This window comes from Brevibacterium ammoniilyticum, assembly GCF_038429965.1.
In the GTDB taxonomy this organism is placed as follows: Bacteria; Actinomycetota; Actinomycetes; order Actinomycetales; family Brevibacteriaceae; genus Brevibacterium; species Brevibacterium ammoniilyticum.
In genome coordinates this window covers 17,309-37,217 of the sequence record NZ_BAABNP010000002.1, presented here as the reverse complement: position 1 = coordinate 37,217, position 19,909 = coordinate 17,309, and the positions used below count along the sequence as shown (strand labels likewise).

At 67.5% G+C, this 19,909-nt stretch carries 19 protein-coding genes; 6 read left to right on the top strand and 13 right to left on the bottom strand.

Features of this window, described 5'->3' with window-relative positions:
• Window positions 1-30: 30 nt before the first annotated feature.
• Genes AAHA49_RS02190 through speB form a run of 3 tightly spaced genes read right to left on the bottom strand, consistent with a single transcriptional unit; the run spans window position 31 to window position 4,368 of the window.
• Entirely contained in the window at window positions 31-1,626 is a 1,596-nt protein-coding gene (locus AAHA49_RS02190; RefSeq protein ID WP_339392196.1) for a sodium:solute symporter family transporter, read from the bottom strand.
• 23 nt (window positions 1,627-1,649) lie between these two features.
• Window positions 1,650-3,365: a thiamine pyrophosphate-binding protein gene (locus AAHA49_RS02185; protein WP_339392197.1), complete on the bottom strand. Its 1,716-nt coding sequence runs from the start codon at window positions 3,363-3,365 to the stop codon at window positions 1,650-1,652.
• Window positions 3,358-4,368: an agmatinase gene (speB, locus tag AAHA49_RS02180; protein WP_342037059.1), complete on the bottom strand. Its 1,011-nt coding sequence runs from the start codon at window positions 4,366-4,368 to the stop codon at window positions 3,358-3,360. The genes AAHA49_RS02185 and speB overlap by 8 nt, the downstream gene beginning before the upstream one ends.
• Before the next feature lie 134 nt (window positions 4,369-4,502).
• Here speB and AAHA49_RS02175 point away from each other — a divergent pair, with 134 nt between their 5' ends.
• Window positions 4,503-5,912, top strand: coding sequence for a PucR family transcriptional regulator (locus tag AAHA49_RS02175; RefSeq protein ID WP_339392199.1), 1,410 nt, complete (start codon window positions 4,503-4,505; stop codon window positions 5,910-5,912).
• A 47-nt stretch (window positions 5,913-5,959) separates the two neighbouring features.
• Here AAHA49_RS02175 and AAHA49_RS02170 read toward each other — a convergent pair whose 3' ends face one another.
• From AAHA49_RS02170 to AAHA49_RS02140, 7 genes are read right to left on the bottom strand one after another with little or no spacing between them, the layout of a single operon-like run.
• Window positions 5,960-7,111 (bottom strand): histidinol-phosphate transaminase, encoded by a 1,152-nt coding sequence (locus AAHA49_RS02170; RefSeq protein WP_339392200.1) that lies wholly within the window; start codon window positions 7,109-7,111, stop codon window positions 5,960-5,962.
• Window positions 7,112-7,142: 31 nt separating this feature from the next.
• Window positions 7,143-7,943 (bottom strand): tetratricopeptide repeat protein, encoded by an 801-nt coding sequence (locus AAHA49_RS02165; protein WP_339392201.1) that lies wholly within the window; start codon window positions 7,941-7,943, stop codon window positions 7,143-7,145.
• Entirely contained in the window at window positions 7,940-9,109 is a 1,170-nt protein-coding gene (locus AAHA49_RS02160) for a vWA domain-containing protein (protein ID WP_342037058.1), read from the bottom strand. The genes AAHA49_RS02165 and AAHA49_RS02160 overlap by 4 nt, the downstream gene beginning before the upstream one ends.
• Window positions 9,106-10,080: a vWA domain-containing protein gene (locus AAHA49_RS02155; protein ID WP_342037057.1), complete on the bottom strand. Its 975-nt coding sequence runs from the start codon at window positions 10,078-10,080 to the stop codon at window positions 9,106-9,108. The genes AAHA49_RS02160 and AAHA49_RS02155 overlap by 4 nt, the downstream gene beginning before the upstream one ends.
• Window positions 10,071-10,523, bottom strand: a complete 453-nt coding sequence (locus AAHA49_RS02150; RefSeq protein WP_342037056.1) for a hypothetical protein — start codon at window positions 10,521-10,523, stop codon at window positions 10,071-10,073. The genes AAHA49_RS02155 and AAHA49_RS02150 overlap by 10 nt, the downstream gene beginning before the upstream one ends.
• A complete protein-coding gene (locus AAHA49_RS02145; RefSeq protein ID WP_342037055.1) occupies window positions 10,510-11,394 on the bottom strand; it encodes a DUF58 domain-containing protein in 885 nt (294 codons plus the stop codon). The genes AAHA49_RS02150 and AAHA49_RS02145 overlap by 14 nt, the downstream gene beginning before the upstream one ends.
• 12 nt (window positions 11,395-11,406) lie before the next feature.
• Window positions 11,407-12,402: an AAA family ATPase gene (locus tag AAHA49_RS02140; RefSeq protein ID WP_342037054.1), complete on the bottom strand. Its 996-nt coding sequence runs from the start codon at window positions 12,400-12,402 to the stop codon at window positions 11,407-11,409.
• A gap of 527 nt (window positions 12,403-12,929) precedes the next feature.
• Between AAHA49_RS02140 and nrdH the strand changes: the two genes are divergently transcribed.
• The 5 genes from nrdH (at window position 12,930) to AAHA49_RS02115 (ending at window position 17,159) form a co-directional block, all read left to right on the top strand.
• Window positions 12,930-13,178 carry a glutaredoxin-like protein NrdH gene (gene nrdH, locus AAHA49_RS02135; RefSeq protein WP_342037053.1) on the top strand — a complete coding sequence of 83 codons (249 nt, stop codon included), beginning with the start codon at window positions 12,930-12,932 and terminating at the stop codon, window positions 13,176-13,178.
• Window positions 13,178-13,591 (top strand): class Ib ribonucleoside-diphosphate reductase assembly flavoprotein NrdI, encoded by a 414-nt coding sequence (nrdI, locus tag AAHA49_RS02130; protein WP_339392208.1) that lies wholly within the window; start codon window positions 13,178-13,180, stop codon window positions 13,589-13,591. Before nrdH ends, nrdI begins: the two co-directional genes overlap by 1 nt.
• Before the next feature lie 5 nt (window positions 13,592-13,596).
• Window positions 13,597-15,723, top strand: a complete 2,127-nt coding sequence (gene nrdE / locus AAHA49_RS02125) for a class 1b ribonucleoside-diphosphate reductase subunit alpha (protein ID WP_342037250.1) — start codon at window positions 13,597-13,599, stop codon at window positions 15,721-15,723.
• A 59-nt stretch (window positions 15,724-15,782) separates the two neighbouring features.
• Window positions 15,783-16,754 carry a class 1b ribonucleoside-diphosphate reductase subunit beta gene (nrdF, locus tag AAHA49_RS02120; RefSeq protein WP_342037052.1) on the top strand — a complete coding sequence of 324 codons (972 nt, stop codon included), beginning with the start codon at window positions 15,783-15,785 and terminating at the stop codon, window positions 16,752-16,754.
• 186 nt (window positions 16,755-16,940) lie between these two features.
• Window positions 16,941-17,159, top strand: coding sequence for a hypothetical protein (locus tag AAHA49_RS02115; RefSeq protein ID WP_342037051.1), 219 nt, complete (start codon window positions 16,941-16,943; stop codon window positions 17,157-17,159).
• 44 nt (window positions 17,160-17,203) lie between these two features.
• Here AAHA49_RS02115 and AAHA49_RS02110 read toward each other — a convergent pair whose 3' ends face one another.
• The 3 genes from AAHA49_RS02110 to AAHA49_RS02100 all read right to left on the bottom strand — a co-directional run bounded on the left by AAHA49_RS02110 (window position 17,204) and on the right by AAHA49_RS02100 (window position 19,721).
• A complete protein-coding gene (locus tag AAHA49_RS02110) occupies window positions 17,204-17,524 on the bottom strand; it encodes a hypothetical protein (RefSeq protein ID WP_342037050.1) in 321 nt (106 codons plus the stop codon).
• A gap of 235 nt (window positions 17,525-17,759) precedes the next feature.
• Window positions 17,760-17,924: a hypothetical protein gene (locus AAHA49_RS02105; protein WP_342037049.1), complete on the bottom strand. Its 165-nt coding sequence runs from the start codon at window positions 17,922-17,924 to the stop codon at window positions 17,760-17,762.
• Window positions 17,925-18,446: 522 nt separating this feature from the next.
• On the bottom strand, window positions 18,447-19,721 hold the full coding sequence (locus AAHA49_RS02100) for a D-alanyl-D-alanine carboxypeptidase family protein (protein WP_342037048.1): 1,275 nt from the start codon (window positions 19,719-19,721) through the stop codon (window positions 18,447-18,449).
• Between the last annotated feature and the right edge of the window lie 188 nt (window positions 19,722-19,909).

The following is a 19,909-nucleotide window of genomic DNA, read 5'->3' as shown; positions in this document are numbered from 1 at the left end:
CCGGTTTCCGCCGGCCGTGACGCCCGGCGACTACCGGCTCAGGCGTTCCCTCCACTCAGCCATGATCTCCGGCGGCGTCGGCTTCGAGACCAGTGAACCGACGACATAGCCGAGCAGAGAGGCGAGCAGGCCGAGGTAGATCGCCTCGTTCGAGTAGATGCCCAGGGTGATCATGAGCACGATCGTCGTCACCGAACCGAGGATCATGCCGGCCATGACGCCGACGATCGTCCCGCGGCGGAAGATCAGGCCGCCGAGGATCGGGATGAAGAGCCCCGCGACGAGGAGGTTGTAGGCCACCGTGAGCGCTTCGACGACGCTGGGCATGATGAGGGCGAGGGCGAGAGTGACGATGCCGAGGCCGATGAGGTAGATCCGCGAATCGCGCACCTCGTCACCGGTCTCCCGGACGAGCGACTGCGTGAGCGCAGAGGTCGTGCCCCCGCCCGAAGCCGTGCTGCCCGACCCGACGGCAGCCGAACTCACGGCAGCCGAACCCACGCCCGAACCGACGACGCCCGAACCGGCGTCGGTCGAACCGGCGTCGGTCGAACCCAGGCCTCCCACCTCGGCGCCGGCACGCACGGCCGGGACGATGTCCCTGCGGGCGAGGAGAGGCTCGACGATATCCTGCCGGCACACGGTCGAGGCGGCGAGCAGCGACCCCGAGGCCGTCGACATCATCGCAGCGAGAGCCGCGGCAAGGACAAGACCGGCGAGCACGGGCGACATCGCGGCATCGACGACGGCGACGAAGACGTCGTCGGCGACCTCGATGCCCGGCACGATGCGGGCCGCAGCCATGCCGATGAGCGCTCCGGCGACGGCGTAGAGCAGGCAGTAGACGCCGGCCGAGAGCCCGCCCCAACGGGCGACGCCGGGCGAACGCGCGGTGAACACGCGCTGCCAGATGTCCTGGCCGATGAGGAGACCGAGGGTGTAGATGAGGATGTAGCCGAGGATCGCCTGCCAGCCGATGCCCACAGGGGACGTCTGCTCGGCCGGCAGGGCGGAGAACAGTTCGCCCAGGCCACCGGCCTTGTTGAGGACGATCGGGAGCATGAGGAGGAAGATGCCCACGGTCTGGATGAGGAACTGCACGAAGTCGGTCAGCGTGATCGACCACATGCCCCCGAGCATCGAATACGTGATGACGATGCCGCCGCCGATGATCACCGACCAGAACTTGTCGAGGTCGAAGAGCGCATGGAAGACCGTGGCGTAGGCGACCGTCGACGTCGTCGAGATCATCAGACCGTACGCGGTCATGATCGCCCCCGACACGAGCCGCGAGCCCTTGGCGTAGCGCAGTTCGAGCATCTGCGAGACCGTGTAGATCTCGAGCTTCTGGATCTTCGGGGCGAAGAACAGGGAGAGGACGATGATGCCCATGCCGATGCTGAAGACCAGCCACATGCCCGACAGTCCCGAGGTGTAGCCGAGGCCGACCCCGCCGATCGTCGAGGCGCCGCCGAGGACGACGGCCGACATCGTGCCCGTGTAGAGCAGACCGCCCAACCGGCGACCGGCGACGAGGAAGTCGTCCTGGTTCTTCGCCTTGAAGCGACCCCAGATTCCGAATCCCACCATGGCGGCGAGATAGATGATGACAACGAGTGAGTCCACAGTGACTCCTCCTTCGGGTCGGGTCAGTTGCCGACGGTGATGTGGACGATGGTGGGCACGTCGCGGCTCAGCGCCTCGGCGACGACGTCGGGCAGCTCGGCGGTCATCTCCGACTCCCGCATGCTCACCCCGACCCCGCCCATCGAGGCCCCGAGCTGCGCGAAGTCGGGGCGGGCGAGGCGGACGGCGAAGGGCTCCATGTTCCGGTCGACCATCTGCTCCTCGATCTCCGCGTACCCGCCGTTGTCGACGACGACGAAGGGGATGCCGAGTCCGAGTTCGGCAGCGGTCATGATCTCCTGGACGGAGAACATCGCCGCCCCGTCGCCGAGGACGCAGACGACCGGACGCTCCGGTGCGGCGACCTTCGCCCCCAGCGCTGCGGGAATGCCGTAGCCGAGTGTCGCGAAGCCCGGCATGTAGAGCAGCTGGTCAGGGGTGCGGGCGGTGAGCGCGTGGATCGACCCGTCGTAGGTGACCTGCGAGGAGTCGCCGGCGATGACGACCTCGGGTCCGGCGCCCTCGGCGACGAGTCGGGTGACCCGGGCGCCGATCTTGTCGAAGTCGAAGTCCGCATCCCAGCCGGCCCGGATCGCTGCGACCCGGTCCCTCGCCGAGGCGGCCGCCCCGTCGGACGCGACCGTGCCCTCAGCCGTGCGCTCAGAGGCAGCACCGAGCTCGGTGCTCAGGGCCGCGAGGAACTCCCCGGTGTCGGCGCACACGAGGATGTCGCCGTCCAGGTTCTTGCCCAGCTGGTCGGGGTCGATGTCGCAGCGGATGACGGTCTGCTGTGCCGTCTCGTCGCGCACACCCGGCGCGGTCTGCGCGCCGATGACTCCGCCCCACAGGTCGGAGTCGGCGAGTTCGGAGCCCAGGACGATGAGGACATCGGCGGCTGCGGTCTCGGCCTGGACGCTCGGGAACCGGACGTTCGCACCGAGCGAGAGCGGATGGTCCTCTGCCACGATGCCCTTGCCGTTGGCCGTCGTCGCCACGGGAGCATCGATGGACTCGGCGAGGAGAGTCACCTCGGCGGCGGCATCCCGGGCGCCGCCGCCGGCGACGATGACCGGACGCTTCGCGGACCTGATCGCCTCGGCGGCCCGGCTCACGGCGCGGGCGTCGAGGCCTGGTCGCCTGGCCGGGACCGGTGCCGGGACGCTGCCGTGCCAGTCGCCCTCGAGGACGTCGAGGGGCACCTCGATGTGCACGGGACCCGGACGCGAGGACGCGAAGAGGGCGAACGCCTCGGCGACGGCCTGCGCTGCGCCTTCGGCGGTGCGGGTGCGCTGGGAGGACACGAGGAGGTGGGACAGGGCCCCGGAGGAGTCCTTCGTCTCGTGGAGCATGCCGATGTCGGCCCGCTCGAGTCCGGTGGGCACACCGGGGGAGAGGATGAGCATCGGGCGTGACTCCGCATACGCGGTGGCCGCTGCCGTGATGACGTTCGTCAGCCCCGGTCCCGAGGTCGTGATGACGACCCCGGGCTTGCCGGAGAGGAGGAAGTAGCCGTCGGCGCCGTAGCCTGCTCCCTGTTCGTGGCGCGGCGTGATCGCCCGGATGCCGAACTCGGGCAGATGCCGGTAGAACTCGAGGTTGTGCGTGCCCGGGATCCCGAAGATCGTGTCGACGCCGTTGGCGGCGAGCGTCGCGATCACGGCCTTGCCGCCGTTGCGGAAGCGCTCGGTCGTCGTCGACGCGGTCGCCTCGGAGGGCCGGGCTGCTGTGGTCTCAGACACCGAGGGCCTCCCCGCTGGGACCGGACGGGCCGGTGAGGCCGTTCTGCTCGGCCGCCCACAGGGAGAGGATCTCGTAGCCGCAGTGCGCGGCGGCCAGCCCCGTGATCTCCGCATGGTCATAGGCGGGGGCGACCTCGACGATCTCCGCGCCGACGACATTGAGTCCTTGGAGTCCGCGGATCGAGTTGAGCAGTTCGCGACTCGTCATGCCTCCGGCCTCGGGGGTGCCGGTGCCGGGTGCGGCGGCCGGGTCGAGGACGTCGATGTCGATCGAGAGGTAGACCGGGGCATCGCCGAGGCGTTTGCGGATCCGGGCGACGACCTCTTCGACGGAGGTGAACTGGTAGTCGTCGCTGCGGATGATCTGGAAGCCGAGTACCTCGTCGTCCTCGAGGTCCTTCTTCCCGTAGAGGGGACCGCGGATGCCCACGTGCATCGAGGCGGTGAGGTCGATGAGCCCCTCTTCGCTCGCGCGTCGGAACGGGGTGCCGTGCGTGTACGGGGCGCCGAAGTACGTGTCCCAGGTGTCGAGGTGGGCGTCGAAGTGGAGGACGGCGATCTTCCCGTGCGTCTTGTGCAGCGACCGCAGGTTCGGCAGGGCGAGCGTGTGGTCGCCGCCGAGGGTGAGGACCTTCGCACCGTCGGCGCGCAGGGCATCGGCGTTCTCCTCGACCGTGGCGATGGCCTCTTCGATGTCGAAGGGGTTGACGCCCAGGTCACCGCAGTCGCCGACCTGCTGCCACGTGAAGGGGTGGACGTTCGTGGCCTGGTTGTAGGGACGCAGCAGCTTCGAGGACTGACGGATGTGCGCGGGCCCGAAGCGAGCGCCGGGACGGTAGCTGACACCGGCGTCGAAGGGGATGCCGACGATCTTGACGTCGATCTTCTCTCCCGGACGCTGGGACTCGACCTCGTCGAGGCGGGGGAGGAGGCCGAAGGTCGGGGGCCCGGCGAAGCGGGGTGTCTGACTGTAGTCGGCAGGGCCGAGGGGCTGAGACGGCATTGACTCTCCTTGGTCGTGATGGGGTGATCTCGCTGGTGGCGTGCCATCAGCCTAGGACCTGTCATCCCCGTCACAGATATCCAGCGTGGACAGTCAGCCGCATGTGCATAGCCATGCCGGATAGGATGGGCCGCATGGTCACCTTGGGACAGCTGTGGGCGCGGCGTGAACTCGCCCTCGAGATCGCCGTCGATCCGCCGGGAGCACGGGAGCAGGAGGTGACGATCGTCCACTCCTCCGAACTGCCCGAAGTCGACGAATGGCTCGCCGGTGGCGAGGTGCTGCTGACGATCGGCGTCGGCCAGGATCTCACCGCAGACTCGGCCGGTGACTACATTGCGAGACTCAAGCGGGTCGGGGTCCACGCCCTCGGGATCGGCCTCGGCAGCGACCTGCCGTCGGTCCGGCTGCCGGACTCCCTCATCGGCCATGCCCGCGAGCACGGTCTCGCGCTCTTCGGGGTGCCCGAGCCCGTGCCGTTCGTTGCCGTCGTCGACGCGTTCACGCGGATGCGCGAAGAGGAGACGAACCGTGAGGTCACCCGGGCCAGCAGCGCCGGGCGACGGTTCGCCACCGCGCTCGCCCGCACCGGTCCGGCCGCCCTCATCGCCGATCTCTCAGCGACGCTCGGCAGCGAGGTCCAGCTCGTCTCCCCGACCGGTCGGGGTCTCACCGGCGCGAACGCACCCGCGGCCGTGCGCACCGAGCTCATCGGGGAGGCGCTCGGCGCCTCGCTCGCCCCGCGCCTGCTGCGGTCGGGCGGGGGCGGTCTCGAAGCCGTGCCTCTCGGCGACGAGCAGGTGGTCGGGTGGATCCTCACCGCCGCCGAGTCGGCCGTGAGCTCGCGCATCCGCTCCCAGCTGCTCTCGACCGCCGCGGCCCTGCTCGGTCTCGCCGTCTCCGAGGGACCGCCTCGGCGCGGGGAGTCGCGCCTGTTCACGACGACCCTGAGCCCGGCGGAGGCCCGCACCGAGTGGGTGCTGCGCACGGGTTCGCCCGCGGTCTCCCGGGCCGAGTTCACGATCTTCGGCGAGGTGCGCGGGGAGAGTGCCGAACATCTGCTCGCCGACCTCGGCGCCGACACGCTGCTCGCCCGGTCGGGGTCGATGATCGCCGTCGTCCACACCGGCGACAGCCTCGTCGATCGGGTCGCGGCGGTGACCGGGCTGGAGAAGCTCTTCCACAAGCCGCTGCCGCTGACCCAGGTCCATCACACGTGGACGGTGTGGCGGACCCAGCATGAGACGGCGAACTCCGATGTCAGGGCTCTGCTGTCCTCGATCGACGAGGCGGCTGCGGTGCGCTTCGTCGATCGCGTCCTCGGTGACCTGCTCGCGTCGAAGGACGGCCGGGAGCTGCTGCTCACCCTGCGGACGTTCATCGCCGCCGGGGGAGTGCGGGATGCGGTGGCCGCCGAGCTCGGCATCCACCGGCACACGGTCCGTGCCCGACTGCAGCGGATCGAGCGGCTGCTCGGCCGGGACCTCGGGAACCCGGAGACGACGCAGGCCGTGGCGCTCGCCCTCGAACTCGCCGAACTCTAGGCCGGCTTGCGGCGACGGGGACCGCGCTCAGCCGAAATGGGCTGCGCTCAGCCGAAATGGGCTGCGCGGAAGTCCGCGGCGATCTCGAGCACCCGGTCGAGGGCGGCGCGCGGACCGATGCTGATCCGCACTCCGTCGCCGAAGTTGCGCACCGCGATCGCCTGCTCCACACAGGCGTCTTCGAAGGCGTCGGACAGCTCCCCGAGCGGCAGCCACACGAAGTTGCCCTGCGCTTCGGGCACGTCCCAGCCCTGACTGCGCAGGGCTTGGGCGAAGTCGTCGCGGACGCCTGAGATCACGGCGGCGCGGGCCATGACCTCGTCCCAGTGGCGCAGCGATGTCAGGGCAGCGGCCTGGCTGAGGTCGGTGACGCCGAAGGGGATGACGGCCTTGAGCAGGCCGGCGATGACCCGCGGATGTCCGACGCCGTAGCCGACACGCAGGCCCGCAAGCCCGTGGGCCTTGGAGAACGTGCGGAGGAGAACGAGGTTGGGGTGGTCGGCGAGCAGGCCGAGCCCGTCGACGGTGCCGCCCGCGGTCGCGAACTCCCAGTACGCTTCGTCGAGGGCGACGAGGACACGCTCGGGAACGGCCGCGAGGAAGTCCCGGACCTCGGCATCGCGCAGGGCCGGCCCCGTGGGGTTGTTCGGGGAGCAGAGGATGATGAGGCTCGTCGCCTCGGTGACCGCTGCCGCCATCGCCGCGAGGTCGTGGGTGCCGTCAGCGCGCAGGGGCACCTCGATGCGGGTGGCCCCGGCCAACCCGGTGGTCTGCGGGTACATCTCGAACGAGGGCCACGGGTAGACGGCCTCGGTCGTGCCATCCGAGGTGATCTGCGTGAGCGCGACGAGGAGTTCGCTCGCCCCGGTGGTGACGACGAGGTTCTCGATCCCCACGCCGAGGCGCGCGGCGAGTTCCGTGCGCAGCGCGGTGGCGGCGTCGTCGGGGTAATGAGCGGGATTGCCCACATGCTCGGCCATGGTCTCGAGCACCGAGGGAAGCGGCGGGAGGTGGTTCTCGTTCGAAGAGAGCTTGAAGGACTCGAGGCCCGGGACCTCGCGCGGCGGTTTGCCCGGAATGTAGGGCGGGAACGTCTCGAGCGCGGCCCGCAGACGCGGCACCTCTGCAGATCCTTGAGGATCGGCAGATCCCTCAGGCTCGGCGGATCCCGGCGTCGACGCGGATGCGGTGTCGGTCATGGACTCATGATCGCACAGGCCTCGACCCGGCTCACCACGGCTTGTCCGGGGTCGTGCGTCCGCCGTTGCCGCCGGGTCCCTGCTGCTGCTGTTCGCGGTTGGAGTCCTCGCCGCGCTGCTTGAGCTCTTCGCGCTTCTTCTCCTGCTCGGTCTGGCCGGCGCCGTCGTCGGTGTTCTGATCACCGGTGTCGGAGTTGTCGTTCGATCCCTGGTCGTTCGAGCCCTGCGAGTCGTCACCGGACTGCTGATCGTCGTTCTGCGAATCGTCGGAGCCCTGGGAGTCGTCACCCGATCCGCTGTTCTGGGACTGGCCGCCCTGCTTCTTGTTCTCGACGCGCTGCTTCGCCTCGTCGCTCTTCTGCTGCGTCTCGCTCTTGTCGGGGCGGCACTCCTCGGGTGCGTCGTCGAGTGTGGCCAGGGCCTGGTCGTAGAGTTCACCGGACTTCTTCTCGTCCTGGCCGGCGACCTGGTCGGCGAGCTTCTCGTAGACGTAGGAGAGGTTGATCCGCACCGCGCACTCGTCACGGGGCGGGGTGATCTCGAGTGCGGTCTCGAGGTCCTCCTGCGCGGGTTCGAAGTCGCCGACGGCGGCCTTCGCGGTGCCGCGGTTGTAGTAGCCGATGTGCCTCTCGAGCGGACTGAGCGCAAGGAACGTCGTCGCGGCCTTCTGGGCGCCGGGGAAGTCGTTGGAGTCGTAGCGGACCTGCGAGGCCGCCCCGAAGTACACGGTGGTGCCGAGGTAGGCGAAGGCGAGGAGGATCGCGGTGCCGACGACGAGGTTGATCTTCGTCAGCAGCCGCAGGCCCGACCATCGTCTGAGCATCCGTCTCATGGTCGGCCTCCGCTCTGTCCGCTGCCTGCCGTTCCGGACGCGACCAGTCCCCGCGCAGGATGGTTGCCGGCACCCGGACCGGGAGGACCGCCGGATCCGCCGCGACCGCCTCGGCGAGAGGGCATGACCGACCGCAACCGGAGGAACTCGCGGAAGGCGAAGACCATCTCGACGGCGATCCAGACGAAGACGAGGGTGAGAGGGATCCAGTAGTACTCGTCGACGGTGACGCGGCCGTCCTTCTTCACGAGCTGCTGATCGTACTTGGGGGCGGTGTAGACGGCTGAGACCGGGCTGCTGCCGTCGCGCTGGAAGTAGGGCAGGCCGAGGTCTGAGCCGATCTGTCTGAGATTGCCTTCGTCGATCTTCGAGATCCCGGGGTTGCCCTGGGCGTCGCGGATGTACTGATCCCCGGTGCCCAGACCGTTGCCGTTCTGGCCGCCGCCGTTCTGGCCGCCGTGGTCGGTGTCGCCGGGCAGGCCGCCGTAGCCGAAGGGCTGGGACTCCTTCATCTTCCCGCCCTGCGCGGTGCCGTACCCGAAGACGGCGCCGCTGTCGATGTTCGCGGCGAACGAGGACCACGAGTCAGGGGACCCCGAGGCCGTCTGCTCGCCGTCGCCGAAGTAGAAGACGAGCCGCTTGTTGTCGGGACGGTCCTCCGCGTTGGAGTCCATGCGAGCCTTGAGCTCGTCACCGGCCTCGGTGATCGAGGAGCCGTTGGAGTTGAGCGACATCTCCGGGGTGAGGACGTCGACGGCCGAGGCGAAGGCCGCATGATCGGTCGTCAGCGGCATCGCCGTCGAGGCGGTCGAGGCGAAGGTGATGATGCTCAGGCGCGCACCCGGCAGCTGCTTCGCGAGCTCGAGCATGTCCTTCTTCACGCCCTCGATGCGCGGGGTGGTCCCGTCGTAGTCCTTGGCGGCCATCGACGTCGTCGTGTCGACGAGGAAGTAGACGTCGGCGGCCGCCTCGTACTCCTCCGTCGTCGACTTCTGGGCGATGCCGGGACGGGCGAGGGCGAGGGCAAGGACTGCGACGACGCCCATGCGCACGAACCACTTCCACTTCGGCCCCTCACCGCGGATGACGGGGATGAGGCAGAGCGTGAGGAGGACGGCGGTCATGAGGCCGAGGCCGATCCAGCCGAAGAGCGGGTCGAAGATCATGAGCGCACCCTCCAGGCGAGGACGAAGACCCCGATGAGTCCGAACACGGCGATGAGCAGCGGGGCGGCGGGCATGTCGTGGACGATCGTGTACGACCGGCCCGGAGTGTTCTGGGCCTCCTGGCTCTGGATCTCGGAGACGATGCGGTCGATCGTCGTCGCCGACCCCATGTCGAACTGCTTGCCCCCGGTCCGGTCGGAGACGGACTTGAGCTCCTGGGTCTGCGTGGTCGCCAGGATCGAGGGCGGGGAGAGGCTGTAGACGCGCACCTTGGCGTCGACGGCGATGTCGGCGGCCTCGTTGAGTTCGAACAGGGGCTCACCGGCGAGCATGTTGTCGGTGGCGAAGACGATCGAGCGGGACCGGTCCTCGTCCTTGCGGTCGAAGTTGTCGACGCAGGAGACGAGGCCGTCGCCGATGAGGGAGGAGCCGCCGATGTTGGGCGGGGACGTCGACCACGAGTAGTCGGTGCCCTGGGAGCCCCACGTCCGGAAGCCCTCCTCGGCGTCCTCGAGGTAGTTCTGCACCATGTCGTAGTCGTCGGTGAGCGGGAACGCGGCCACGGCGGTGGCGTTGAACACGGTCAGCCCGATGCGCTCCCCGTCGAACCGGTCGACGAGCTCCTGGTAGGCGGCAAGCAGGTCGGCGTCGTAGCCGAGCATCGACCCGGAGACGTCGAGGCAGAGCATGACGTCGCGCAGCTTCTTCTCCGGGTTGACCGTCTCGATCCAGGCGGGACGGGCCACACCGGCGAGCGCCCCGAGCCCGGTGAGCGCGATGACGCCGAGGAACGCGACGGTCGTCATCATCTTCCTGCGCATCGCCCGGCGGAAGCCCGGCAGGCTCGTCATCCGGCCGCTGTGGGCCACGGGCAGGGACGACTCGGTGCGCCGGGGCCTACGGAAGATGAAGACCGCGAGGGCGGCGAGGAGGAGCAGGGCCAGGGCCAGCCACCAGAACATCAGGACCATCTGGCCACCAGCTTCCTCGCCTCGGCGATCTGGGGGGCGAGATCCACGGACTCCACCTCGGCGAACTCAGCCGTGTAGAGCCCGCGCAGGGAATCGGCGAGGTCGTCGAGACCGGCGACCGCGGCATCGCGGTAGGTCAGATGCTCGGCCCGGACACCCCACGCGTCGCGGGCGAACTCGCGGACGATCTTCGCCAGCTGGCGCGCCGACTCGCGGACGTCGGTGTCGCCGGCGGCGAGGTTCGCCTCGACGTCGCTGATGCGGGACATGTAGGTGCTGCGCACGGGGATGGGGATCCGCGGCTGGGCCCGACCGGTGGCGCCGGCGGCGGCGCGCAGGAGCGGGGCGAAGAGGTTGAGGAGGGCCAGCAAGAGGACGAACGCGGCCGCGACGTACCACCAGACCGAGATCTGGAGGGGACCGACGAGCTCAGCGGGACCCACGGCGATGCCTCCAGAGCAGGGAGTGGAGGCTGCCGAGCGCCTGATCGGGGTCGGCGATCTCTGTGTGGGCGATGCCGAGCTTCGCGAGCAGGTCGCTGCGCTGGTTCCGGCGGGCCGCCTCGGCGACGATGTACTCGGCCTGCACACGGGGGTCGGCCATGACCGTGGCCGGCAGCCCCACCTCGGCGCGGGAGACGTCGAACGGCGCCGAGGCGGTGGGCAGGTGGGCGAGATCCGCGTCGGTGATCGTCATCCACAGCATCTCGTGCTGGGCGCGCAGCCGCTTGATCGTCGCCTCCTCCGCCGGGCCCAGGGGAGCCTGGTCGGAGATGACGACGATGAGCATGCGGTGGGTGATGTGCCCGGCGATCCACTGCAGCTGGGCGTCGATCGAGCCGTCGACCTCGTCACCGGATTCGGCGAGGATCTGCTGGAGGAGGTTCTCCAGGTGGGCTTCGCTGCCCTTGCGGGGTGAGGCGATCGTGCGTTCGGCGTTGCCGTGGATGAGCATGACGTCGTCGCCGTGGCGCACCGCGAGGTATCCCGTCATCCCGGCCATGAGGATCGCGAGCTGGCGTTTGTCCGCCCCGGCCGAGGTCACTGCGTCGAAGCCGCGGGAGGAGTCGACGACGAGGGCGAGGATGTGCCGGCGGTGGGCGACGTAGCGCTTGACGAGGGGATCGGCGTGCCGGGCGGTGGCCTTCCAGTCGATGTCGCGGATCTCATCGCCGGGGATGTAGTCGCGCAGGTCGTCGAAGTCGAGGCTGTGGCCGTGGAAGACCGAGGAGTAGTCGCCGTCGAGGAGGCGGCGGGTGCGCCGGTGGGCGTGGATGGTCATCCGCGCTTTGATCCGGTTGAGCAGGGCAGTCATCTCAGCACCGGGTCACGGGGTGGGCACGGCCATGAGGAGGGCATCGACGACTTGGGTGCTCGTGATGTTCTCCGCGGCGGCTTCGAAGTTGAGCTGGATGCGGTGGGCGAGGACGCGGTGGGCGAGGTCCTTGATGTCCTCGGGGATGACGTAGTTGCGTCCGCGGATCATCGCCAGCGAGCGGCCGGCGTTGGTGAAGGCGATCGAGGCGCGCGGGCTCGCACCGTACTCGATGTAGGGGGAGAGCCGTCCGAGGTACTTCTGCGTGTTCCTCGTGGCATGGACGAGTTCGACGAGGTAGCGGGTGATCGACGGGTCGATGTAGATGGTGCGCGCGTAGCGCTGCATCGTCATGACGTCCTCGAGCGTGCAGCTGGCCGCGGGCACCGAGTCCTTGTCGAAGACCCCCGAGTCGAGGCGGGAGAGGATCTCGACCTCCTCGTTGGGGCTGGGGTGGGTGAGGAGGTCCTTGATCATGAAGCGGTCGAGCTGGGCCTCGGGCAGCTGGTACGTGCCCTCCTGCTCGATCGGGTTCTGGGTGGCCATGACGAGGAAGGGCTTGGGCAGGTCGAAGCGCTGCCCGCCGATCGTCGTCTGCCGCTCCTGCATCGCCTCGAGCATCGCCGACTGCGTCTTCGCCGAGGAGCGGTTGATCTCGTCGAGGAGGACGATGTTGGCGTGCACGGGTCCGAGCACCGTGTTGAACGATCCCTCCCGGGCGTTGTAGATCTGCGAGCCGATGATGTCGGCCGGCAGCAGATCCGGGGTGCACTGGATGCGGGAGAACTTGCCGTCGACGGCGTTGGCGAGCGCGGCCGCGGCCGTCGTCTTCGCCAGGCCGGGAACGCTTTCGAGGAGGAGGTGTCCGCCGGAGAGCAGACCGATGAGGAGGGACTCCCGCAGTCGCTGCTGACCGACGACGAAATGGTCGAGATAGGATTCGAGCCCGCCGAGGAGGGACTTCGCGTGCGCGATCTCCTGCGTGTTGGCCGGTGCCGTTGCGGTCATGCGTTCTCTGACCCTCTCATCGTCGGTGCCGTGGTCGCAGCCCGCCGGGTGGCCCGGCGTGCTGTCCGTCACCCCCAGCATAGGAGCGGACCCTGACATGCGACTGGGTGTTCTCGTGTCAGTACCGACACATAGTGTGGAAGTCCGGACACAGTCCTCGACACGCCGAGGCGACATGCCCACAGGGGACGAATTTCCCCTGTGGACAGCGGTGGATAACTCGGCCCGGAAACGGGTCGTCGTCGGCCGCCTCGGCGGGAGATGCCCGTGTCCTCGCAGGTGATCGAACTACACCGATGTCGTTCACACCCTGTGGACGGCTGTGGAGGGCTGAGGACACAGGGTGTGGACGGGTCGAATCACACTGGTGTAACACTGGATATAGGGGTAGGCTCGTACCCGAACACAACATCTAGTGGTCATCGTCGGTCCCCTTCACCGTGATCCCTCCCACGTCGGAGGCCGCGGATCCGACATGATCGAGCAGCAGTCAACCCATACTCAAGCGCAGAAATCGAGGAGTCGCCATGATCACCGTGTACACCAAGCCCTCTTGTGTCCAGTGCAACGCCACCTACCGTGCGCTCGACGCCAAAGGACTGAAGTACGCCACGGTCGACCTCAGCGTCGATGAGAACGCCCTCGACGTCGTCAAGGCCATGGGCTACATGCAGGCGCCGGTCGTCGTCACCGACAGCGACCACTGGTCGGGATTCCGTCCCGACAAGATCGCCGCGCTGGCCGGTCAGCAGACGGCGGCCTCCGTCGTGGCCTGATGCTCGTCGTCTACTACTCCAGCACGTCCGAGTACACCCACCGCTTCGTGGGCAAGCTCGATCATCCCACCCGCCGTCTGCCGCTGCTGACGAAGGATGAGACGCTGCTGGTCGACGAGCCGTTCGTGCTCGTCACCCCCACCTACGGGGCCGGACCCAACCGCGGGGCCGTGCCCAAGCAGGTGATCAAGTTCCTCAATATCGAATCGAATCGCCGGCACCTCGTCGGCGTGATCGGCGCCGGAAACACCAACTTCGGCGCAGAGTACTGCCGGGCGGCGAAGACCGTCGCCGCGAAGTGCCGCGTACCCCTTCTGTACCGCGTCGAACTCCTCGGCACCCCCGAAGAGGTCGCGGATGTGAACCTAGGATTGGACAAACTGTGCGAGAGCTCGCTGAAGACCGCAATGTAGAGGACATCATCCGCGAAGAGACGGATCTGGACTACCACGCGCTCAATGCCATGCTGAACCTCTACGACATGGACGGGCGGATCCAGTTCGAGAGGGACAAGCAGGCCGCGCGCCAGTACTTCCTCCAGCACGTGAACAACAACACGGTCTTCTTCCACGATCTCAAGGAGAAGCTCGACTACCTCGTCGAGAAGGACTACTACGAGCCCGAGGTCCTCGAGCAGTACTCGTTCGACTTCATCGCCTCCCTGTCGAAGCGCGCCTACTCGCACAAGTTCCGCTTCCAGACCTTCCTCGGCGCGTTCAAGTTCTACACCTCGTACACGCTGAAGACCTTCGACGGCAAGCGCTACCTCGAACGCTTCGAGGACCGCGTCGTCATGGTCGCCCTCTTCCTCGCCCGCGGCGATGAGACGCTCGCGACCCAGCTCGTCGACGAGATCATCACCGGCCGCTTCCAGCCGGCCACCCCGACGTTCCTCAACGCCGGGAAGAAGCAGCGCGGCGAGCTCGTCTCGTGCTTCCTCCTGCGCATCGAGGACAACATGGAGTCGATCGGCCGCTCGATCAACTCAGCTCTCCAGCTGTCCAAGCGCGGCGGCGGCGTGGCGTTCAGCCTGACGAACATCCGCGAGTCCGGTGCCCCGATCAAGAAGATCGAGAACCAGTCCTCCGGCGTCATCCCCGTGATGAAGCTGCTCGAAGACTCCTTCTCCTACGCCAACCAGCTCGGAGCGCGCCAGGGTGCCGGTGCCGTCTACATCCACGCCCACCACCCCGACATCTACTCCTTCCTCGACACGAAGCGGGAGAACGCGGACGAGAAGATCCGCATCAAGACCCTCTCGCTCGGCGTCGTCATCCCCGACATCACGTTCGAGCTGGCCAAGCGCAACGAGGACATGTACCTCTTCAGCCCCTACGACGTCGAGCGCGTCTACGGGATCCCCTTCTCCGACGTCGACGTCACGGAGAAGTACGAGGAGATGGTCGACAACGCTTCGATCCGGAAGAAGAAGATCAACGCCCGCGAGTTCTTCCAGACGCTCGCGGAGATCCAGTTCGAGTCCGGCTACCCGTATATCATGTTCGAGGACACCGTGAACCGGGCGAACCCGATCGACGGCAAGATCATCATGTCCAACCTGTGCTCGGAGATCCTCCAGGTCTCCGAACCGTCGAAGTACGACCAGGATCTGGGCTACGACGTCGTCGGCAAGGACATCTCCTGCAACCTCGGTTCGCTCAACATCGCCCTGACGATGGACTCCGAGGACTTCGGGCGCACCGTGGAGACCGCGATCCGCGGCCTCACCGCCGTCGCCGAGACCTCGGACATCCAGTCGGTGCCCTCGATCGCCCGCGGCAACGACATGTCGCATGCGATCGGTCTGGGGCAGATGAACCTCCACGGCTACCTCGCCCGTGAGCACGTCTACTACGGTTCCGACGAGGGCCTCGACTTCACGAACATGTACTTCTACACCGTCGCCTACCACTGCGTGCGGGCCTCGATGGAGATCGCGAAGGAGCGCGGGCGCACGTTCGCCGGCTTCGAGCGTTCGAAGTACGCCACCGGTGAGTACTTCGACAAGTACATCGATGAGGCGTGGACCCCGCGCACCGACCGGGTGGCGGAGCTCTTCGCCGAGGCGGGCGTGCACATCCCCACGCAGGACGATTGGCGTGAGCTGGGGGCTGCAGTGGCCGAGCACGGCATCTACAACCAGAACCTCCAGGCCGTGCCGCCGACCGGGTCGATCTCGTACATCAACAACTCCACCTCGTCGATCCACCCGGTGGCCTCGAAGATCGAGATCCGCAAGGAGGGCAAGATCGGGCGCGTCTACTACCCGGCTCCCTTCATGGACAACGACAACCTCGAGTACTACCAGGATGCGTACGAGATCGGGTACGAGAAGATCATCGACACCTACGCCGAGGCGACGAAGCACGTCGACCAGGGTCTGTCCCTGACGCTGTTCTTCATGGACACGGCGACGACGCGCGACATCAACAAGGCGCAGATCTACGCGTGGCGCAAGGGCATCAAGACGATCTACTACATCCGCCTGCGGCAGTTGGCCCTGCAGGGCACCGAGGTCGACGGCTGCGTCTCGTGCATGCTGTGACGCGCACCGACCGCTGAGACCCGCAGATCGTTCGAACTGGAAGAAGAGAGAAGACCGTCTTGGAGAACCTCACCCTGGCCTCGCATGTCGAGGCCATCAACTGGAACCGTGTCGTCGACCCTGTCGACGATGACGTCTGGGACCGCCTCACCGGCAATTTCTGGCTGCCGGAGAAGGTGCCGCTGAGCAACGACGTGCCCTCGTGGGCGACCCTGACCGATGAGGAGAAGACGCTGACGATGCGCGTCTTCACCGGGCTGACCCTGCTCGACACGATCCAGGGCACGGTCGGTGCGATCTCGCTCATCCCCGATGCGGTGACCCCGCACGAGGAAGCGGTGATGACGAACATCGCGTTCATGGAGAGCGTGCACGCGAAGTCGTATTCCTCGATCTTCTCGACCCTGTGCTCGACGAAGGAGATCGACGAGGCGTTCCGCTGGTCGCGGGAGAACACGTACCTGCAGCAGAAGGCCGACATCATCCTCAGCTACTACCGGGGTGATGATCCGCTCAAGCGCAAGGTCGCCTCGACGCTGCTCGAGTCGTTCCTCTTCTACTCGGGCTTCTACCTGCCGATGTACTGGTCCTCGCATGCGAAGCTGACGAACACCGCGGACCTCATCCGCCTCATTATCCGCGACGAGGCCGTCCACGGGTACTATATCGGCTACAAGTACCAGCGCGGATTGGAGTCGCAGTCCGAGGAGCGCCGCGCCGAGCTCAAGGACTACACGATGAATCTCCTCTTCGAGCTCTACGAGAACGAGGTCTCCTACACCCACGAGCTCTACGATTCGGTGGGACTGGCCGAGGACTGCAAGAAGTTCCTTCACTACAACGCCAACAAGGCGCTGATGAACCTCGGCTACGAGGCGATGTTCCCCAAGGAGGTCACGGACGTCAACCCGGCGATCCTCGCGGCGCTCTCGCCCAACAGCGACGAGAACCACGACTTCTTCTCCGGCTCCGGTTCGTCCTACGTCATCGGCAAGGCCGAGAACACCCAGGACGAGGACTGGGACTTCTGAGGCCCTGAAGCGTTCCCGCGGCTGTGCGGGTGACCAGCGGCCCGGACGAGCGATCGCGCTCGACCGGGCCGCTGTCGCATCCACGCGGGCGCTCACCGAACCACGAGCGTCGTCCGTGCCGACTCCTTGACATGTGCGACGACGGGGCTACCATCACGAGTACCCGCAGTGCCGCAAGGAGGAATCGTGAACTCAGCTCAGTCGTTCAGCGAAGTGCCCGAGCCGGACCGGATGGAGCAGAATCAGGACCTCGACGACCCCGAGGGCGTCGTCGCCTCTGAGGTCACCGGCGAAGACGCCGAGCCCACCGGCTCGCTGCCGGCGGTGCTCGAAGCCGATTCCGCCGACGTGGCCGAACAGTCGGTCGAGGTCGGACTCGGCGACGAGGACCACCCTCAGACCTGAACCTATTCCGGCGCCGACGATCGCAGCCCAGCGCTCACGGAAAGTCACATCCCACCCGCCGTCGCCGTAGGCGCGGCGTGAAGGCTGCGGGCCAGATGGCGCACGTGCGAGGCGTCTTCGTCGAGACGCTGGAGGATGCGCTGTTGGCTGAGCTGAGCGACGTCCGACGATTCGTCGTGCCGAAGCAGCGACCGCAGGCGCGACCGCGGATTCGCCCGGCGGGACTCACCGGCCAAGCGTGCCGTCTGCCATGCCCGGTCGGTTTCGGCGCTCATGGACTCCGTCTCCGCGAACCACGCACCGGCACGATCGGTGCCCCAGGAGTCGGCGAACTCGCTGCCCATGTTCGCAATCACCTCACCCATGCGCCGGCGCACGCTGTCGGCGCGCCTGACAGACCATCGTGGCCCGGTAACCCTTCCCGGGAACGCATCGAGCAAGGTATCTGATCATAATCGGGAACGCAGAGACGCCCGGATCATGGTCCTCGAACGATGAGGCACATGATCCGGGCGTCGTGGTCGGTGCCGGGCCGCCGGGGGAGCGGGCGCACTGCGTCATACCCGGCAGTGCGCCGCCCCGCTCCAGCGGAGGCCGCGCTCAGGCGGCCAGCGGCGTGGTCTCACGCAGCGACGAGCCCGTGAACAGAACGGTGCGGCCGGTGGAGTCACTGATCGTGACCTCTCCGTCCTCCGTGCTGATCTGCGGATCGATGAGGCCGGCGTGCCGGACGGCACGCTGGACCCACTGTGGGAACTCAGACATGGGTTCCTCTCCTTTCTGTCAGCGACAAGGGCAGGCATCGACGCCTGCTCCAGGTCGTGTCGTCGTTTCGGCGATGGGTGGTCGCCGTGTCTCGGAGTCGGCGGACGCCGACGGACGCGAACGGTGATGGGTGGTCACCGCGCGGCAACAGGACTCAGACGACGGACATCGTCGCCGTCTCCTGCGAGATTTCACCGTGATGCGGGTCGGTCCCTACGGTGGTGGGATCGCGTTGCGAAGAGCCACAGTGTCCTTGGCAGATCATCGTGTGAAAAGTGAACCCGGCGGCCGTCATGAGCGGCCTGCCTTCTCCAACGTCGACCGGTCGATGCTCGCCGGTGCGATGGCCCGATGATGCCGGACGCTTCGAACGCAAGTGATCAGCTTAGACCCTCGTGGGGTCACAAGTCAAAACGACCACCGCTTGTCCGTGCCGACCGCGGCGGCCGCAGCCGGCCGCAGCCAGCCTGTCCGCGCCGGCCCCAATCGGCCGGCCGACAGCTACCGCTTCAGCCCACCGCCTCAGCTCAGCGCTCGGTGCCGCTTCCGCAGTCGCACCCAGAACACGATCGCCGCGACGAGGAGGAGGACGCCCCCGCCGAGGAGGGCGAGCGGCAGGATCCCGATCGCCGTAACCGTCGACGAACCCTGTGCCGCCTCGGTGGCCGAGACCGCATCGGCATCGGCCGCCCCACCGGCATCGCCGCCGCTGCCCGAAGCGGTCTCTGTCGGGGTCGGCGCTGCGGCGGCCCCCACGGGCACCGTCGTCACGGTCTGCGGAGAGGTCTGCGCGAAGTCCCATTCGAGGAGGTCGACGGCGGCCTGCCGCGAGTTGTTCTCCGCTCCGAGCAGGGCCGAGACGACCGTGCGGCCGTCGCGTTCGGCGACGGCGATGAAGGAGCCCTTCGCCGTCGTCGTGTACCCGTTCTTCAGCCCGAGCCCACCGTCGACCCGGCCGACGATCTTCGTGTGGTTCTGGATCTCGTAGCCTTTGAACTTCTTCTTCGTCTCCGGGTTCGTCCCGCCCGGGAACTTGTACGTCTGCGTGCCGATGATCTCCATGAGCCGGGGGTTCTTCGTCACCGCCCACGCAAGCTTCATCATGTCCGCGACCGTCGTGTACTGGTTCGGATCGTCGAGGCCCGAGGTGTTGGCCGCGCGCGTGTTCGTCATCCCCAGCGCCTGCGCCTTCTCGTTCATCAGCGCCACCGCCTTCTCCTGCCCGCCGGCCGCCCGACCCAGGGCGTTGGCGGCATCGTTGGCACTCGACATGAGCATCGCGTGGAAGAGCGTGTCGACGGTGTAGTCGTTCTTCTGCATGAGACCGACCTTCGTTCCGTCGATCTCCATGTCCTCGAACTCGGCCGTGACCTTCTGCTTCGGATCGTCGAGGACGTCGACGAGCGCGAGCGCCGTGAGCAGTTTGATCGTCGAAGCCGGAGCGTGCTTCTTGTCGATGTTCTGCGCCACCTGGAGTTCCCCGGTGTCGAGGTCCCCGACGAGCCAGGACGTGCCCACCGGCTGCGGCGGCTTCGCTCCATCGCCGAGGTTGTCCGGCGTGACGTAGATCTTCTCTCCCTTCTTCGTCTCCTCGGGCTGAGCCTGCGAGGTGCCGGGGGAGAGGGCCAGCTGAGAGACGACGAGGAGGAGCGTGAGGACCGCGGCGGCGATCATGCGCAGAGGCCGCGGCCGAATGGACCGGGAGGCGGCCGGGACGGCCGTCTCGGGAGCGGAGGAGCGGCCGTGGGCCGCGAGGGAAGCAGGAGCAGGTGTGACGGTCGGAGAAGCAGAACGCATGCGGACCAGTGTACGGATCACCGGTGTCGCGCATCCTCAGGTTCGGTGCCGAGCACGTGTCCTGCCGCCGAACATCGACTCCGGCGCCGAACACCGCCCCTGCCGCCGAACATTGACTCCGCCGACGAACATCGACCCTGCCGCCGAACATCGACCCTGCCGACGAACATCGACCCTGCCGACGAACA

Coding starts and splice junctions, on each gene's coding strand:
- speB (WP_342037059.1), bottom strand. CDS start 4,368: ATGCCGTCTCAGCCCCTCGGCCCTGCCGACTACAGTCAGACACCCCGC.
- AAHA49_RS02175 (WP_339392199.1), top strand. CDS start 4,503: ATGGTCACCTTGGGACAGCTGTGGGCGCGGCGTGAACTCGCCCTCGAG.
- AAHA49_RS02170 (WP_339392200.1), bottom strand. CDS start 7,111: ATGACCGACACCGCATCCGCGTCGACGCCGGGATCCGCCGAGCCTGAG.
- AAHA49_RS02165 (WP_339392201.1), bottom strand. CDS start 7,943: ATGAGACGGATGCTCAGACGATGGTCGGGCCTGCGGCTGCTGACGAAG.
- AAHA49_RS02160 (WP_342037058.1), bottom strand. CDS start 9,109: ATGATCTTCGACCCGCTCTTCGGCTGGATCGGCCTCGGCCTCATGACC.
- AAHA49_RS02155 (WP_342037057.1), bottom strand. CDS start 10,080: ATGGTCCTGATGTTCTGGTGGCTGGCCCTGGCCCTGCTCCTCCTCGCC.
- AAHA49_RS02145 (WP_342037055.1), bottom strand. CDS start 11,394: ATGACTGCCCTGCTCAACCGGATCAAAGCGCGGATGACCATCCACGCC.
- AAHA49_RS02140 (WP_342037054.1), bottom strand. CDS start 12,402: ATGACCGCAACGGCACCGGCCAACACGCAGGAGATCGCGCACGCGAAG.
- nrdH (WP_342037053.1), top strand. CDS start 12,930: ATGATCACCGTGTACACCAAGCCCTCTTGTGTCCAGTGCAACGCCACC.
- nrdI (WP_339392208.1), top strand. CDS start 13,178: ATGCTCGTCGTCTACTACTCCAGCACGTCCGAGTACACCCACCGCTTC.
- AAHA49_RS02110 (WP_342037050.1), bottom strand. CDS start 17,524: ATGGGTGAGGTGATTGCGAACATGGGCAGCGAGTTCGCCGACTCCTGG.
- AAHA49_RS02105 (WP_342037049.1), bottom strand. CDS start 17,924: ATGTCTGAGTTCCCACAGTGGGTCCAGCGTGCCGTCCGGCACGCCGGC.
- AAHA49_RS02100 (WP_342037048.1), bottom strand. CDS start 19,721: ATGCGTTCTGCTTCTCCGACCGTCACACCTGCTCCTGCTTCCCTCGCG.